The following is a 15,856-nucleotide window of genomic DNA, read 5'->3' as shown; positions in this document are numbered from 1 at the left end:
TGCGAAGGCTACGGGGACGTTAATGCTGCAGAGCCGCAGGAGCAGCTCCCAATCCTAGAGCTGCGGGGGCAGAGCTCCCGATTTCGAGGGGTGTTGTGCGGCAGACTGTGCAGCCACGTTCGTAACATGGGAGTCGGGGGGATTCGTAGAAGCCCCGAGCGCTTCCTCCGGTATTCTTGTCGATTCAAACAACTCATTCGATAGAGCAGCCAGACGCTCACACACTCCGGTCATATGTTCAATAGAAACCCGCATGTGATCTATAGCCATGGATGATGTTGTCAAGTACGGAAGAAATACAAAAAACCCGTCCTGTGCATTTGTGAAATTCTTCAGCAGTGTTACTATTTGAGAATATTTAGCAGTATCAATTATACCCTGATCGTCTTCTGTGCACTTCATAGCCTTCTTTATGAAGGCTGCATACACGTCTTCGTTTTTGAACACACCTTTGCTGCCAAATAGCTGGTTATCTAGAGTACGTAGCACATTCCTGCAATGGTTCGCCTCATCAGTACCTGCGGGTCTCGCCTGATACGTTTTCACAGCTTGTGCTATCGCCTTACTCATTGCGAGTATCTTGTCGTACAAGTTGCCCTGTTGTGTACTAGATTCATCATACTTCACTGCATTAAGACACTTTTTGGCATCTGCATGTCTAATTATGGCATCTATTGCCGTTGAAGCATCCACCAGCGTCTTACAAACTTTATCCACGGAGTTTGTTTCGCAATTCCACAGTTTGTACATGGACTGCAGGTTCGTCATGCGGCTGTCTAGGGCGGTCTTCACTTCCTGCGCAACAAGCCCCTCACTTTTCTGCAGATAGTGAGAAACGCTCTTCCGGAGCTGCACAAAGCCCTCGCTAACCTCCGCAACCTTACTGATTACCTCGGAGATATGCCTCTGCACAGCTGAATCAATAAGGTTCTGGGTAGCACTCGCGGTATTGCGTGCGTCGTCAATAAGGGTTTTAACATCATCCAAATAGCGCGCCAGCTCATTACCCATTTCCCTTAGGCGCCCTTCTGTTCCCTCCAGAATGCTTTTAGTACGAGCTAGATTCCACTCTAGTGCTTCATCGGTGTGTTTCTTGATCTCCTCAGTCACACCTGGAATGCGCCTCTGAATGTCGTTAATTTCGTTGTCCAGGCGGAGCCTGAACTTGTGCATATCATCAAGCTCGCCTGCACACATTAAGATACCTTGCTGCACAAACTGCAGCTGCTTTATGCTGGTATCCGTAACAGACACCATAGCAGATTGAAGGGCGAGCTGGCCGTACGAAATCTTGGTTTGAAGCTCATAACAAGCGTTGTACTTTTCAACGCCGTTGTCGATCACCTCTGCAAGAGCTTTTCTACGTTTGTACCCACTGCACGTAACATATAACGCTAGGGAAATCGCTAAGACCAATAGCGGCAACGCTGCAGCGAATGCGATTTTAAGCTGCAGTGGATGTGCACCAGAAAATAGTGCTTTCATTCCATTTGAGAAGCCTTTGGAGAAAAGCCTGGAAATCGTTACAGCGTTTCGTATGAGTATTGCGGCTGATACAGAGAGCCCTAGCACCATCAAACAAAGTACCACGGGGGCTACTATTCCTTGGGTCTTATATGCAAGCTCCGCATACTTACTAAAGGCCTCATGTTGCTCATTGCGGGACTGTACGAGTTCGCTTTCTAACTGGACTAACTCTTTGTGAAGAACCGCAATACGGTTCTTAAGCTCAGCCAGACCTTCATCGCAGTCTTCTTTTTGGGATGGAGTGCCCCTTAGCTCTTCCTCACTTTGACTTGCTTCTAGTCCCTGGCTGCCAGACTTGCCTACGCCTTCATTTCGTGAATTCTTCTTGGATTCGGAATTTGAGTTGCTAGTAGTCCGCTGCTTAGTAGGCATAACTCCCCCACGTTGAACATGAAAAGAACGACGACCCGGACAACGAATGAGCAGTGCGCTCACAAACTTGATGCATCAAAAGGCTAATGTGGGTGCAGCCTAGCTAGGCTGCACATACCACGCGTACTACCCAAACGGGGACCTTTATGCATTGTCATGGATCCTACAGCCGTGAACCCAGCCACATGCTGCGTGGGGCTCAGGCTAACACAGTGATACGTATACAGCAACAATAACAGAAATTAGCGTGCACAATTTTCAGTTGTCATCAATGATATAGTAGTAAAGTGCTCATAAGCCCTACCATAGACTAATATTTGACATCCTTGGAAAATACCCTAAACAAGTGTAGCATTGTCTCCTATTCCTTAGCACGATTCTATGTGCGTTTGCGTTATGGTTATTGTGGCTGCGGGGAAGGGCAGCAGGCTTGGCACCACTGGGCTACCTAAGCAGTACGTAAAGATACACGAACAGGAGGTAATGTGGCACGCGATCGTTAGCTCTTTTGCGCCCTACATACATAGGGTGAGGGTGGTTATTGGCAGTGGGCATGACGCACTGTATCAAAATGCAATTAAATCTGTACCTGTAACCATAGCAGACAGGTTGCTACCTCCAGTGCATGGCGGCAACAGAAGGCAAGATTCCGTGCGTATTGGCCTTGACAGCTTGGAACACATTAACCCCGATCTAGTCGCCATTCATGATGCCTGCCGCCCATTCGCGCAAGCAATACCGGAAAACACAATTACCAGTGCGCTCGCTCTCCATTCCGGAGTAGTGCCTGTTTTATCTCCAGTTGAAACAATACACACCGTTGCTCATGGGTGCATAGCTGGAAGTGTTGACCGGGAATCGGCGCGCATAGTACAGACGCCCCAGGTGTATAAGTACCCAGACCTGCGTGCCTGCCACAGAAGAGTGCACAACGCAAATCCCGAAAAGTACTTCACGGATGATTCTGCTATCATGTTAGAATGCGGAATGTCTGTTGCAACCACCGAAGGACAATTCAACAACTTTAAGATCACCACGTCTGAAGATCTACTCAGGGCAAAATTGCACCTGTCTGGCGATATCGCGCTCCATGGAGTAACGAAGTGATCGATGCACATCAAACGTGTTGCAGAGCGTACCTAACCGCTGTAGAATGCTGCCCTTGTTGTTGCGGTTCCAGGTTATGCCCTTCAGGGTAGGCATAGGTTATGATGTGCACAGGTTTTCCTGTTCTCCCCCTGAAGGTGGCCACATAGTTGTGTGTGGAGTAGAGATAGCGTTCCACAAGGGAATTGAAGCACACTCGGATGGTGACGTAGGAATACATGCATTAGTAGACGCTCTACTGGGCTGCGTGGGAGAGGGAAGCATAGGGGAGCATTTCCCCAACACAGACCCGAGGTGGCAGGGCATGCGCTCCTCCCACTTTCTGTTAGAGGCACAAAAAAGGGCTCTTGCAAAAGGATATGCTATGTTGAACTTTGATCTGACGGTGGTCTGCGAACATCCGAAAATCATGCCTCATGTCAACAGGATGAAAGCATTTATGTCTCAGTTGTTGAACATGGATGCGTCAGCTATGAATGTTAAGGCCGTAACCACAGAGGGGCTAGGGTTCATAGGCAGGGAAGAGGGCATTGCTGCACATGCTGCGGTTCTATGCTACAGAGTGTCCCCTGCCACAAACTAGAGCGGCGGCTGCGGCACAGCATTGGTGTTCTCCATGTCCGGCTTAGCCACTACCACACCACATGGAAGTTTGAAATGCTCATCTGAAAGAACTGCGACAAGCAGCACTAGAGTAAATCTAGTATCTAAAATTCTTGTTAAGTGCTAGAATGCCCCCCATACGAGGGTCATATTAAGTTTACAATGGGATTAAATTGCGGAATAGTAGGGCTTCCTAACGTGGGAAAATCAACCCTGTTCAACGCACTTACTAAGACAGCGTCAGCGGAAGTGGCGAATTACCCGTTTTGCACGATCGAGCCCAACGCGGGAATGGCAGTGGTGCACGATGCGAGACTTAGAACACTTGCAGCTATTGCTGGCTCCCAGAAAATTGTGTTCAGCCAAGTGGAATTCGTGGATATTGCAGGGCTGGTCAGGGGCGCAAGTAGTGGCGAAGGTCTGGGAAATAAATTCCTGGGCCACATAAGAGATGTTGATGCGATAATGCACGTGCTGCGTTGCTTTGAAGATAGCGATATTAGCCATGTACACCAGGTTGTAGACCCAGTGAGTGATGCTGAGGTAGTAGAGGTGGAGTTAATCATGGCCGATATTGACAGCATAAAACGTCGCCTGCCGAATTTGGAAAAAGCAGTAAAATCCGGTAAGGAAGCCAAAAGCAAGTTGACTATTCTGGAAGATATTCTAGGAACCTTGGAGCGCGGGATGCCGGCGAGAAGCGTTACTGGTGACGTGGACCCGGACGAGCTGAGGCAGCTGCAACTTCTCTCAAGCAAACCTGTGATGTATGTCTGTAATGTGGGGGATGCTGACGCGGTGGAGGGCAATGCATTATCAAGCGCCGTAAGTAAAATGGCTCAGGAAAGGAACAGTAGGTGCTGCTTTCTATCGGCAAAATTGGAGTCCGATATCCTTAGCATTGATGACGAAGAGGAGAGGAGGATATTCCTGAAGGAAATCGGCCTAGAGGAGCCAGGAATAGATGTGGTAGTGCGCGGTATGTATGAACTACTCGATCTAATAACCTTTTTTACTGTAGGACCAAAAGAGGCCCGCGCATGGCCAATAAAGAAACATACAAAAGCAGATAGAGCGGCTGGGGTCATACATACCGATTTTGAAAAAGTGTTTATCAAGGCAGAGACCATAAGTTTTCAGGACTACGTGCAACACGGTGGCGAATCCGGGTGTAGAGACGCTGGGAAAACCAGATTCGAGGGGAGAAATTACATAGTCCAGGATGGGGATGTGATACATTTCAGAGTGAATCAGTAACCGGAGCACCCACGTCGTAACCTCGGGAGCTGTTCCAGAATCCCTCTACGCTCTGTTCCTTGCGTGTACCCACACTACTACATGTCCGTGCCGCCTACTGTTATGGCCTCTATCTTCAGTGTTGGTTGACCAACGCATACTGGTACATTTTGACCATTTTTAGAGCATGTACCAGTGCCGGCATCTAGTGACAAATCGTTTCCAACCATAGACACCTTTTTCAGAATATCTGGACCGCTGCCGATGAGCGTAGCACCTTTCAACGGGTGCCCCATTTTACCGTTTTCGATTATGTAGCTTTCCGAAGCTGAAAACACGAACTGACCGGAAGTAATATCGACCTGTCCCCCACCAAAATCAGCTGCATATATACCGCGCTTCACGCTTGAAACTATTTCGCCGGGCGTATAGCTTCCGGGCATCATGTATGTGTTTGTCATGCGTGGCATCACAACACTCTTATAGCTCTCTCTTCTCCCATTGCCAGTGGAAGATACGTTCATAAGCATAGAGTTCATATTGTCATGCATATATGAAACAAGTACCCCGTTGTCTATCAGCACATTGCAACGGGAAGCAGTGCCCTCATCATCTATGTTAAGAGATCCTCTGCGGCCCTCCATTGCACCATTATCAACAACCGTAATGCCCTCAGCAGCCACTTTGGTGCCCATAGCATCAGAAAATGCGGAGATTTTCTTGCGATTGAAGTCACTCTCCAAACCATGGCCAACAGCCTCGTGTAGCAACACTCCAGGAAATCCCGGTCCTAGTACTACGGTTATCTCTCCAGCGGGTACAGCCACAGCTTCCATGTTCACCATGGACTGGCGCAGAGCTTCATCCGCAACCCTCTTCCACCTGGCCTCACTAACAAATTCAGAGCATAACGCTCTTCCGCCATGGCCTGCCCTGCCACACTCTTTTCTGCCACCCTTTTCCAGCAGCACATATACGTCCAGCCTGACCAAGGGTCTCACGTCCCCCACTTCACTGCCGTCTTTTTTCACAATATGCACAACTTGCCACTGGGTACTGATTGCGACCTTAACCTGAGCTACGTGTGGATTGGCGCCGCGCAGATATGCATCAATATTTTGCAGAATATCAATCTTGTTTGCGAATGGGATCTCGCTTACAGGATTTGTCCCGGGATACAGCTGCGCACTACACTCGCGTAAGTCTACTAAATGAGCGCCTCTGTTATCGCCCGCGCCCTCAACTAGAGAAGCAGCTTTACGTATTTCATTCTCGTTTATCTCCGAAGAACATGCAATTACGGTACTATCGCCACAGAAAGCCCTGAAGCCAAAGCCCTTGCGGAAAGTAAAATCTGCACTTTTTACCACGCCGTTTTCTATGCTTAGAGATTCCGAGTTAAAGAATTCCAGGAACAGCTCCCCTCCATCTGCCTGATGCAACGCATTCTTGACCAGAACACCAAGTGTATCCCTGTCAACTTGCGCAAAAAACACCCTCTCCACATCGAAAACTTCCATTCCGACTCTTTTGCATGTATAAACTGTAACAATATACTTGGTGGTCTTGAATAATCAACTTAATTCGGGGACTTGCTTGCCCTTTCGTGGGTGGTTTCCGACAGTGCTAAAAGTCCGAATGGCGGAATTGGTAGACGCGCTAGCTTCAGGTGCTAGTGACCTCGCGGTCGTGGAAGTTCGAGTCTTCTTTCGGGCACGCTTGCCGCGTGATGCGCCCCAACGCAACAGTACGGTCATGGTGGTTACTGGCTCGCGGCTACAGCGGCAAACAAGTATGCAAACCACATGGCACGTCAGCCCCTATGGTTCCTGGCCTACAACAAGGCAGGAGTAATGGTTTCTCTACGTACAATCTCAGTAGACACTGCTTAGGGGGCTCGAATTTAAGCTCCGTACAGTGGGGCATTTCTCGAGGCATAAGTGCGCTTCGGTTTACAGAAAATTAAATGTGTTGTATGTTCCGACGTAGGAGTTCTAACTAAAGACTGATTCCCCAACTTTTCGAGTTGTTATGCCACGTAAACCTAGCGCGCATTCGCGTTTTCCGGGGGACAACCCTGGCACTCCCTCAAGCCTTGGTACGACAACTGCGGAATCAGGACACCGGAATCCCATGCACAGCCACGTCCATTGTGTAAAAGCGCTTGACCTCCAGAGTGGGGGTGCATCAACATGGGCCAAAATTGATGCCATAAATCGCATACCGGTAGTCTCATCCTTGCTTATGTTCTTGTCATCTCCGCGGGCACAGGAAACTTCCGTTCCGTTGCTTAGGGAGCCCGAGCACCAAGAAGATGCACATCACACCACACAACATTCCATTATTCCGCCCGTTTGCGTTACTGGACATGTAGCTGAAGACGTGCGCGGAGACAAGCGGGCAGTGATGACTTTCTCCATTACCGCAAATCCTGGGGAAGCCATGGACATGTTCTCGCGTCGCGCCACCTATACACTGTGCAACTTTTGTAACATGTATGTCCTTCCAATATTCCTGTTGCACACGCTGAGCGAAACAGAACCTGGTGCCCACCGTGAAGTTATTGGAACAATGTTGGGACTTTCTTTGGGGGCCTGCATTCAAGGCAAGTACCATGGGCGTGACCTCAACCCTCACATTCTGTACGAGGCAGCTAGTAATGGGTGCTGTAGGTTCTCACTCATACCTGGCAACGCCATAATGTACGAGGTTTCCAGGCTACTCAGGGAAAATGCAGAAGTGCGCCAGGTTACGCTGCGAGTGGAAATACATGGCAATTTCCTTACAGATAGCCACAGCAAGTTTGTGCGGGAAAACATCCAAGCTTGGCGCTCCATGCTGAAAGCAAGCCAGGCACTGCAGCTTTGCCGCCATTTGCTGACCACTCAAAACCACTCAGAGCGTCAACAGGCTGCGTCGAGCGAAGGCGGTAAATGGAAATTTTCGCCGCACAACCTGGGAGCAACTTGCGCAATTTTTTACGATCAAAAAAAGCCTTGGTCGCTTGACGGCGCTGGTAAACCCATAATTGCGGGATGCGTTTTTACCTACGGGAAACACGCATCAAACTTGGGAAGTTGTACATTTCCCATAACAGGAAAGGTAACTCGCATGGGCATTGTGTCCCTGCACAGGGTGCGTGAAGACCTCAAGTGCATGAGTGAGCTCCCGGAAATATTTCCCTATCACCTGGCTCTAGATGCAAGGACACGAGTAAGTGGAGACCTAGCGCGACATCACGCAGTGCCGGAGTGCGGTGCAACCGGCGCCGTCAACGGGCACTACAGGCTTGCAGTAATAAAAAGCGATTGCGGTTCGAGGCAATCAGTAGCGCATCTGGCTAGGTACATTTGCTTAATGTCGTCATGCAAACAGTTTTGTGGCAGAGAGTTAGTGGTGTCAGCGGGGGTGCTCTTCCAAGTCCAACAAAAACAACATACCCCTCATTTGGGGGTGCCCCAGTTCAAAATGCTGGAACGCATACATAGTGAGCGGCATCCAGCATCTACATCTGTTAGGCAAGTTGAGGAAGAACTACAGTTTGTGTTTAGTGTTGTGGAAAATCAGTCGGAGTTCATGTGCGCAGTGGGCGAAGTCTTCTCGGCAGCACGCGCCACTAGTGCGGCGCTCAACTCGCTGGTTGAATGCGTAATATTTGTTGAAGAAAAGGCGCCGCGTAGTGCCCAGCAAGTTCGTGGTATAGATGCTATAGTTCCTAGTAGACGACCCAGGCACATGTCTGGTGGCATTGATACGGCGCTTCCACCAGCAACAGGGGAAAAAGTTGCGGTCATAACTCGGCGCTACGGAGCACAGAGCGGCCACCCCGCGCTCCACCATGGCGGCGATGGTCAAGAGACCCCATTACACAAAACGCGTTCAGATCCCACGTTACATGTAAGCTTCCGCACACGGGCAACCAGTGATGTTGCAAATGCGGAATCTGGGGATGAAAGCAGAGAGAGCGCCTTGTCTCCACTGCGCCCGGTGGCACAGTCCAAAATTGGCATTGGCATGCAGTCACGGTGCAGCCTACGCAAAACTGAACCATCACCCGAGACTAGTGTTGCTCTCACAGAACAACAAAGCAGCGCATGGAGCAAGTTTTCATCAGTAATGCAGCGCTTTACTGGCCTATTTGTGGCCCAGCATAGCGGGCTCGCAACAGATGCAGATGGATTAGCGGGGGCATCTGAAGAGCGCGCCCCTGCAGACGAGATGCAGGAATCCGAGTTAGAGGAATACATCCAACCGGGACTACAGCATATCATGGGTGAAGGCGCCGCGCACGCTCGGTATGCACCATCACAAGCGCCGGAAGCGGCAGCCCCTGCAATGGAAGAAAATGCGCCTATAGGTTCCTGCATGCGGGATATATGCAAAGAATTTCCATCTAGCATGTCATGTAAGATACTAATAGCATCCCTACTGGCTGCGGCTATGGTTGCTGCCCTCTATGTGGGTGCAATAAGGTACATGCTTGCCGATACTTATGTAGTAAGCTGTGATATTGCAATTGCGGCAGGGTTGTCGTGCACAGTAGTTCTGGCATTGATCGCCTCGTTAGTTGTGGAACGCTTGCTACGCAACAATCCTGAAACGCTTCAAGAATTATCTCCTGTACTGCAAGCCGAACCCGGTACCGGGCAGGTGGCGGGGCGTGTCTGAAGTTCCCAAGGGCGCCCTACAAACACTAAACTGTTTGCACTACTTGTGCTTTGTGAATAAGATGTGCCGTGTTGCACTCCAGGGGGCATATGGCGCTGATCACCGTAAGAGAGGCATTGCGTCGGGCAATGGAAGAAGAAATGGAGCGCGACCCTAGCGTGTTCCTCATAGGAGAAGAAGTCGGAGAATATCAGGGAGCGTATAAGGTTAGCCAAGGACTTCTGGAGAAATTTGGTCCCAACAGGGTGGTGGACACACCTATCAGCGAGCACGCGTTTACTGGCATTGCAGTGGGAGCTGCGTTTCGCGGCTTGAAGCCAATTGTGGAGTTTATGAGCTTCAACTTCTCCATGCAGGCAATGGACCAAATAGTGAATTCTGCAGCAAAGACGAATTACATGTCTGGGGGACAGCTTGGTTGTCCTATTGTGTTCCGTGGGCCTAATGGTGCGGCTGCAGGGGTCGCGGCACAGCACTCCCAATGCTATGCGTCATGGTATGCGCACATCCCCGGCATCAAGGTGGTCGCCCCGTATTTTGCTGCTGATTGCAAGGGCATGCTCAAGTCCGCAATCAGGGACCCTGATCCTGTGATCTTCCTGGAAAACGAAATTGCGTACGGGCATCAGCACGAGATTTCAGATGAAGAACTAGATCCTGATTATTTAGTTAAGATAGGCAAAGCATCGGTAGTGCGTGAAGGGTCAGACTTGACTATTTTAGCGTTTTCACTGCAGTTACAGTACGCACTGGAGGCAGCTGACACGCTAATGGGTGACGGGATAAGTGCAGAGGTCATTGACCTGCGTACTATACGCCCTTTGGATAAGGAAACTATTTTGCAGTCGGTACGAAAAACTAACAGGCTGGTAACCGTGGAGGAGGGGTGGCCATCCCACGGAGTTGGTGCGGAGATCGCAGCATTTGTGACCGAGTTTGCATTTGATGATCTTGATGCTCCGGTGTTGCGAGTGGCTGGCAAGGAGGTTCCTCTGCCATACGCATCTAACCTAGAAACCCTGGCGCTTCCGCAGATAGGCGATATAGTAAGCGCAGCGCATGAGGTCTGCTACCGCAAGGTGTAGCCAGTCTACACCAGGCATGATTAGCAAGTTTGGGCTGAATGCCGCTCACGCTAGAACGTGGAAAATGTGGGTAGTGGGGCGTGTCATGTATTGTGCAGGCAGGGATTGCGCGCTACAATGCAGAAGTTTCACTATTCCAGTACAGGCTGTGCCTACGTGGGTTTACGAGTATCACCGTTGGATAGAAGCGCTACATGTTATCTCAGTCATTTCCTGGATGGCAGGCATGCTGTACCTGCCCAGGCTGTACGTCTACCACTCAGGAGTGAGTCATGGCTCTGAAAGCAGCACAATGTTATCTCTGATGGAACGCCGCCTACTGCTTTATATTGTAAACCCTGCAATGCTATTCACTGTTGCAACTGGGTTGCTGTTAGCGGTTGCGGAAAAATATTACATATTTCTCTGGTTCAAAATAAAGTTCCTACTGGTCCTCACCATGCTGGTAGTGCACGCCATGCTGGCTAAGCACGGTAGAGATTTCAGACGAAATGTGCGTAAGCGTTCTTCCGCATATTTTAGAGTGCTAAACGAAGTGATCACTGCACTGATCTGTGCCATAGTGGTCATGGTAGTAGTGCGACCGTTTCAGTAGCAGCCACATGCCAATGCTGGATGCGGAACAGCCGGGCAAACTGCAACCAATACCCAGAACTAATGCACAAAAACACAACCGAGCGCTTGCCAAATTGCGCACCACTCCGCAACTACAATACGGGACCACAGACAAAACTGTTTGACTTTTCAGCGGCATGCAGTTTAGAATTCAAGCCGTTATGTGCTCTTTGGTGGGTGCCAGATGGCTGCAGTGGTTACTCCGGAATTGGACGCGGGTTTCGTCGCGCGCGACTTCCGTCTTAAGTCTACCGATGGTGGCTACTATGGGCTGGACAGCTTCCAGGGCAGCAGCGCCTTTTTGGTAATGTTTATATGCAACCACTGCCCGTATGTGAAGGCAGTGATTAAGCACCTGGTACGCGATGTGAGGTCTCTTGCTGAGGATTTTGGTGTGGGAGCTGTGGCTATTATGCCCAATGACACGCACGCGTATCCGGAGGACTCTTACGATAAGATGGCAAAGCTGGCACAGGATTTGGCCTTTCCGTTTCCATATGTTATTGATGAAGACCAGTCCGTTGCAAAGAGCTATGGCGCGGTTTGCACGCCTGATTTCTTCTGCTTTAATAAAGACATGAAGTTGTGCTATAGGGGCCGGTTTGACGATCCTAATAGGGATTGGGAGCTTGACCCTAATGGTAGAAGCGAGTTGTTTGAGGCAGTCAGGTTTGTAGCGGAAACCGGCAAAGCTCCAGGCGGCCAAGTGCCCAGCATTGGTTGCTCAATAAAGTGGCGTCCTGGTTGAGCCTGCATCCATGAACCATGCGAGCCACCTATTAGATGTTATTTTACTGCTCTCCTCGGCAGTAATCGTGGTTGTTACGTTTTGGAAGCTGCGCGTCAGCCCAGTGTTGGGGTATTTTGCCGCAGGTGCAGCGATCGGGTCGCATGGGTTTCAGCTCGTGGAGTCATCTGCAGTAATCAGCGGCCTTGGTGAGTTCGGCGTAGTATTCCTGCTATTTCTCATCGGAATCGAACTAACTTTTGAGAGACTGGCCGCTATGCGGCTACACGTCTTTGGGTTCGGGACACTGCAGGTCATTGTTACGGCGACACTTATTTGGTGTATAGCCAGGGTCTTCGGTGTGAGTTCTGAGAGCTCTGTGGTCATAGGCGGAGCCTTGGCAATGTCCTCTACGGCGATTGTCCTACAGGTGCTACACGAAAAGGGGCAGCAGTCAACCCAGGTTGGCAGGCTGTCCGTCGCCATCCTGTTGCTGCAGGACTTTGCAGTCATTCCATTGATAGTGCTGCTTCCGCTGCTTGCAGGGGAATCTGACAGCTTAGTTGCGTCACTTCTGCATGCATTGTTAAAGGCCGCAGCAGCCTTCGCGCTGATCTTCATATCAGGGAGGCTCCTGCTTAGACCGTTGTTCAGCACCATAGCAATGGTGAAAAGCAATGAAGCATTCATGGCAGCCACGCTCCTAGTAGTGTTAGGCGCAGCGTTTGTTACAGAAAACTTCAATTTGTCCATGGCTCTCGGGGCATTCGTTGCTGGGTTGCTTGTTGCAGAAACCGAGTACAGATACGACGTGGAGCAGGCGGTTTTGCCGTTTAAAAAACTGCTCATGGGGTTGTTCTTCATGACAGTTGGCATGTCCACAGATACGGGGTTGTTGATCAGCAAATTGCCCCTAATTCTCGCGCTGTCTTTCGCACTCATCCTGCTAAAGTCATCCATAATCTGCATACTGTGCAGGTTTTTCGGATTCCAGCTTGCTGTGGGTATGCACGCTGGGTTATTGCTGTGCCAGGGGGGAGAGTTCGCTTTCATCTTGTTTGGTCTTGCAGCCGAGAAAGGTGTGCTGTCGTATGATCTGGCGCAGATGCTCATGATGATAGCAACGGTGACCATGGCACTCACGCCACTTCTGGTCTCTCTGGGAAGCTGGATCTCTGGGTTGCTAACCAAAAAAAACAAGACGGCCTTTTCATCACAGGAGTTGGTGCTTGATACCAAAGATCTTGATCAGCATGTGATTGTGGTCGGGTTTGGCAGGGTAGGCCGTATAGTAGCGAAAGTGCTGACTGCGGAACATGTAAACTACATTGCGTCTGATATTCAGCCAGTGGTGGTAACTGCGGGCAGAGAAGAGGGATTCCCGGTATATTTAGGTGATCTCACAAAACTTGAGACCCTGACATCCATGGGAATTGCGCGGGCAAAGGCAATCATTATCGCGATCAATAACAGCGTCACAACAAGGAAGATAATATCTCTCGTCGCGCATAACTTCCGTGACACAATAATAGTGGTGCGCATTCCTGACCTGACAAACGCTGCAACCTACAGGAAGCTCGGTGCTCATTATTTAATTCCCGAAACGTACGAAACTGGCTTACAGTTGGGTGGAGTAGCTTTGAGCATAAGTGGATTCAGCACAGATGCAATAGCGTTGCTGCAGGACGCTTTGAGGGCTGAAGATTACGGACACATCGAAGAGTAAGCGCCAACTTGGCACACCGCGCATCGTAGATGTTGGGGCTATAGAGTGATGGTTGCTGGTGATAATTTTGGGGCCTTTCGTGTGAGGCTTGCTTATAATCCCATGCGGTACTACCGGCGGTATTACTTTCCCGTATACCCATCAACGCCACGTGCTTGGTATTGACGCACCACACCTTCTGTGATACGAGGGTGGAGGGGGAGTGTTTCTTTCTTAAGGTTTTATGTGATGCCCATGTGCTCTGTTGAACTGAATGACCCTGTGCTGCTGGCTTGCGAGCTTATGTCTTACCCCAGCGTGACCCCCGACAGAAGCGAAGCAATACCATTTCTGGCCAAGTTGTTATCAAATTTAGGGTTCGTGTGTGAGATCTTATCCTTCGGAGATGGAGATATAGAGATAAAAAACCTCTACGCTCAGCGCGGTGAGGGGCGCCCCAACCTTTGTTTCGCCGGCCATACAGATGTAGTGCCCCCTGGAAGCAATGCTTGGCGTTTTGACCCGTTTTCCCCCAAAGTGGAGAACGGCATCCTGTGGGGGCGCGGGGCGGTAGACATGAAGGCTGCAATATGCGCGTACATATCTGCTGTCTCCCAATTTGACTCAGTACCTGGATGTTTAAGCTTTGTTATTACTGGCGATGAAGAAGGGTGCCACGGTGAGTATGGAACAAAGTCTGTTTTGCGCTGGATGAAGTCCAAGGGTATTGAGATAGACTATTGCATTGTGGGGGAACCTAGTAGCCGGGAGCGTATAGGGGACGCGATTAGCATAGGGCGAAGGGGTTCTATAAACTTTAAGCTGTTGTGTCGAGGAGTGCAGGGCCACGTCGCGTATCCTAATCTCACACACAACCCCATAAATGACTTGTTGCGCATTCTGTGCAAAATAAATGACACCCGTCTAGACGACGGCTCAGAGCATTTCACGCCTTCAAACTGCGCAATAACGAGTGTAGATGTTGGCAATAGTGTGGAAAACGTTACGCCAGCATCCGCAAATGCAGCATTCACCATAAGGTTTAATGACTGTCACACGGCAGAGTCCCTGTATCGGAATGTAGATGCAATATGCTCGTCAGTTACGGACAAATACACGCTCTCTTACAAGAGTCTCCGCGGCGCATTTGTCAATCAGCCATGTGACAGCACTAGGACTTTATTGTCCGTGATAAAGGAAATTACCGGGTTGGATGCCGAACTTAGAACGTGTGGAGGAGTGTCTGATGCTTGCTTCGTCAATGAGCACTGCCCAACAGTTGAGCTTGGCCTGTCACACAAGACTGCGCACAAGGCCAATGAGCACGCCCCAGTAGCTGACATACTAGCACTTACAGAAATCTATAAAAGGTTCATTGGAAGGTTCTTTTCCATTGCTTAGGACCGTGGCGCGCAAGGCCTTTGACGCACTATTTCCGAGGGTATGTGCAAATTGTCTAGCGATAATCAGAAAGGAAAATGTTGTGTGTGACACGTGTGCACGGGCAATCAGGTTTTTGTGGGAAGATTTTTGCGTTGTCTGTGGAACTGTGGTGAGGCAGCGCGCTAGCACATGTCTTGGATGCATGTCCCGACCCACACATGTGTCAGCGATCAGTTCCGTGTTTGCATACGATGAGCGTAGCAAAAACATGGTGTTGCGATTAAAGTTTTGCGATGACCTATTTCACGTTAAAGAATACGCACGCTGGATGTCTGAAAGGGGTAAGACTGTGCTGGAGGGCGTGGACTTCATAGTACCCGTACCTACGCACAGAATGCGCCTACTGCGCAGGAAGTACAATCAGGCTGCATTATTGGCTCAAGCTGTGGGTAGGTACAGCGGGATACCGTCAGATGTATTTGTGCTACAAAAGCTCAAAAACACTTCGCCCCAGCGCAATCTTCCTGCCAACGTTAGGAAAAGGAACGTACATGGAGTGCTCGCGGTCACAAATACGGACAGAGTACAGGGTAAGGTGATAGCGCTCGTAGACGACGTAATAACCACAGGAGCCACCATTGCCGCTTGTGCAAGCATCCTCAAAAGCGCAGGAGCTCTGGAAGTACGCGCTTTGACGCTTGGCAAAACCTTGCTTTAAGCACCAAGCGAGGCACGTGCAACTCAAGTTTGAGATCCAAGGGCCAATTACTTTCAATTACTTATTACTCCTCGCAGCTGCTATCATGATTTGGGCTCTCCCCCATCCTC

At 49.9% G+C, this 15,856-nt stretch carries 12 protein-coding genes, 1 tRNA gene and 1 pseudogene; 12 read left to right on the top strand and 2 right to left on the bottom strand.

Going from position 1 to position 15,856, the window contains the following annotated elements; genetic code table 11:
• Window positions 1–54: 54 nt before the first annotated feature.
• Complete coding sequence (locus OC187_RS03445) at window positions 55–1,899, bottom strand: hypothetical protein (RefSeq protein WP_262997614.1); 1,845 nt, start codon at window positions 1,897–1,899, stop codon at window positions 55–57.
• Window positions 1,900–2,280: 381 nt separating this feature from the next.
• Here OC187_RS03445 and OC187_RS03440 point away from each other — a divergent pair, with 381 nt between their 5' ends.
• The 3 genes from OC187_RS03440 to ychF all read left to right on the top strand — a co-directional run bounded on the left by OC187_RS03440 (window position 2,281) and on the right by ychF (window position 4,866).
• Window positions 2,281–3,006: an IspD/TarI family cytidylyltransferase gene (locus OC187_RS03440; RefSeq protein WP_262997613.1), complete on the top strand. Its 726-nt coding sequence runs from the start codon at window positions 2,281–2,283 to the stop codon at window positions 3,004–3,006.
• Window positions 3,007–3,082: 76 nt separating this feature from the next.
• The gene (gene ispF, locus OC187_RS03435; protein WP_262997612.1) at window positions 3,083–3,589 is read left to right on the top strand and encodes a 2-C-methyl-D-erythritol 2,4-cyclodiphosphate synthase; all 507 of its coding nucleotides are present in this window, start codon (window positions 3,083–3,085) and stop codon (window positions 3,587–3,589) included.
• Window positions 3,590–3,771: 182 nt separating this feature from the next.
• Window positions 3,772–4,866, top strand: coding sequence for a redox-regulated ATPase YchF (ychF, locus tag OC187_RS03430; RefSeq protein WP_262997611.1), 1,095 nt, complete (start codon window positions 3,772–3,774; stop codon window positions 4,864–4,866).
• 77 nt (window positions 4,867–4,943) lie between these two features.
• Here the strand turns inward: ychF and OC187_RS03425 are convergent, their stop codons facing one another.
• Window positions 4,944–6,365: a metallopeptidase TldD-related protein gene (locus tag OC187_RS03425; protein ID WP_263008602.1), complete on the bottom strand. Its 1,422-nt coding sequence runs from the start codon at window positions 6,363–6,365 to the stop codon at window positions 4,944–4,946.
• Between the two features lie 112 nt (window positions 6,366–6,477).
• On the opposite strand from OC187_RS03425, the gene OC187_RS03420 reads away from it, so the two are divergent.
• From OC187_RS03420 to OC187_RS03380, 9 genes and pseudogenes are all read left to right on the top strand, one after another.
• A tRNA-Leu gene (locus OC187_RS03420) sits at window positions 6,478–6,561 on the top strand.
• Between the two features lie 528 nt (window positions 6,562–7,089).
• Window positions 7,090–9,513, top strand: coding sequence for a hypothetical protein (locus tag OC187_RS03415; protein ID WP_262997609.1), 2,424 nt, complete (start codon window positions 7,090–7,092; stop codon window positions 9,511–9,513).
• 89 nt (window positions 9,514–9,602) lie between these two features.
• Entirely contained in the window at window positions 9,603–10,598 is a 996-nt protein-coding gene (locus OC187_RS03410) for a pyruvate dehydrogenase complex E1 component subunit beta (RefSeq protein WP_262997608.1), read from the top strand.
• Between the two features lie 148 nt (window positions 10,599–10,746).
• Window positions 10,747–11,193 (top strand): CopD family protein, encoded by a 447-nt coding sequence (locus OC187_RS03405; RefSeq protein ID WP_262997633.1) that lies wholly within the window; start codon window positions 10,747–10,749, stop codon window positions 11,191–11,193.
• Window positions 11,194–11,397: 204 nt separating this feature from the next.
• Window positions 11,398–11,961, top strand: coding sequence for a thioredoxin family protein (locus tag OC187_RS03400; protein WP_262997607.1), 564 nt, complete (start codon window positions 11,398–11,400; stop codon window positions 11,959–11,961).
• Window positions 11,962–11,971: 10 nt separating this feature from the next.
• A complete protein-coding gene (locus OC187_RS03395) occupies window positions 11,972–13,666 on the top strand; it encodes a cation:proton antiporter domain-containing protein (RefSeq protein WP_262997606.1) in 1,695 nt (564 codons plus the stop codon).
• Window positions 13,667–13,900: 234 nt separating this feature from the next.
• The gene (gene dapE / locus OC187_RS03390) at window positions 13,901–15,046 is read left to right on the top strand and encodes a succinyl-diaminopimelate desuccinylase (protein WP_262997605.1); all 1,146 of its coding nucleotides are present in this window, start codon (window positions 13,901–13,903) and stop codon (window positions 15,044–15,046) included.
• Window positions 15,047–15,050: 4 nt separating this feature from the next.
• Window positions 15,051–15,221 (top strand): annotated as a pseudogene (locus tag OC187_RS03385) (double zinc ribbon domain-containing protein); the annotation flags it as partial.
• 27 nt (window positions 15,222–15,248) lie between these two features.
• Window positions 15,249–15,746 (top strand): ComF family protein, encoded by a 498-nt coding sequence (locus OC187_RS03380; protein WP_262997635.1) that lies wholly within the window; start codon window positions 15,249–15,251, stop codon window positions 15,744–15,746.
• Window positions 15,747–15,856: the final 110 nt, after the last annotated feature.

It is taken from the genome of Anaplasma capra (genome assembly GCF_025628805.1).
In the GTDB taxonomy this organism is placed as follows: domain Bacteria; phylum Pseudomonadota; class Alphaproteobacteria; order Rickettsiales; family Anaplasmataceae; genus Anaplasma; species Anaplasma capra.
The sequence above is the reverse complement of the archived record's forward strand: the minus strand, read 5'-3'. Positions and strand labels throughout refer to the sequence as shown.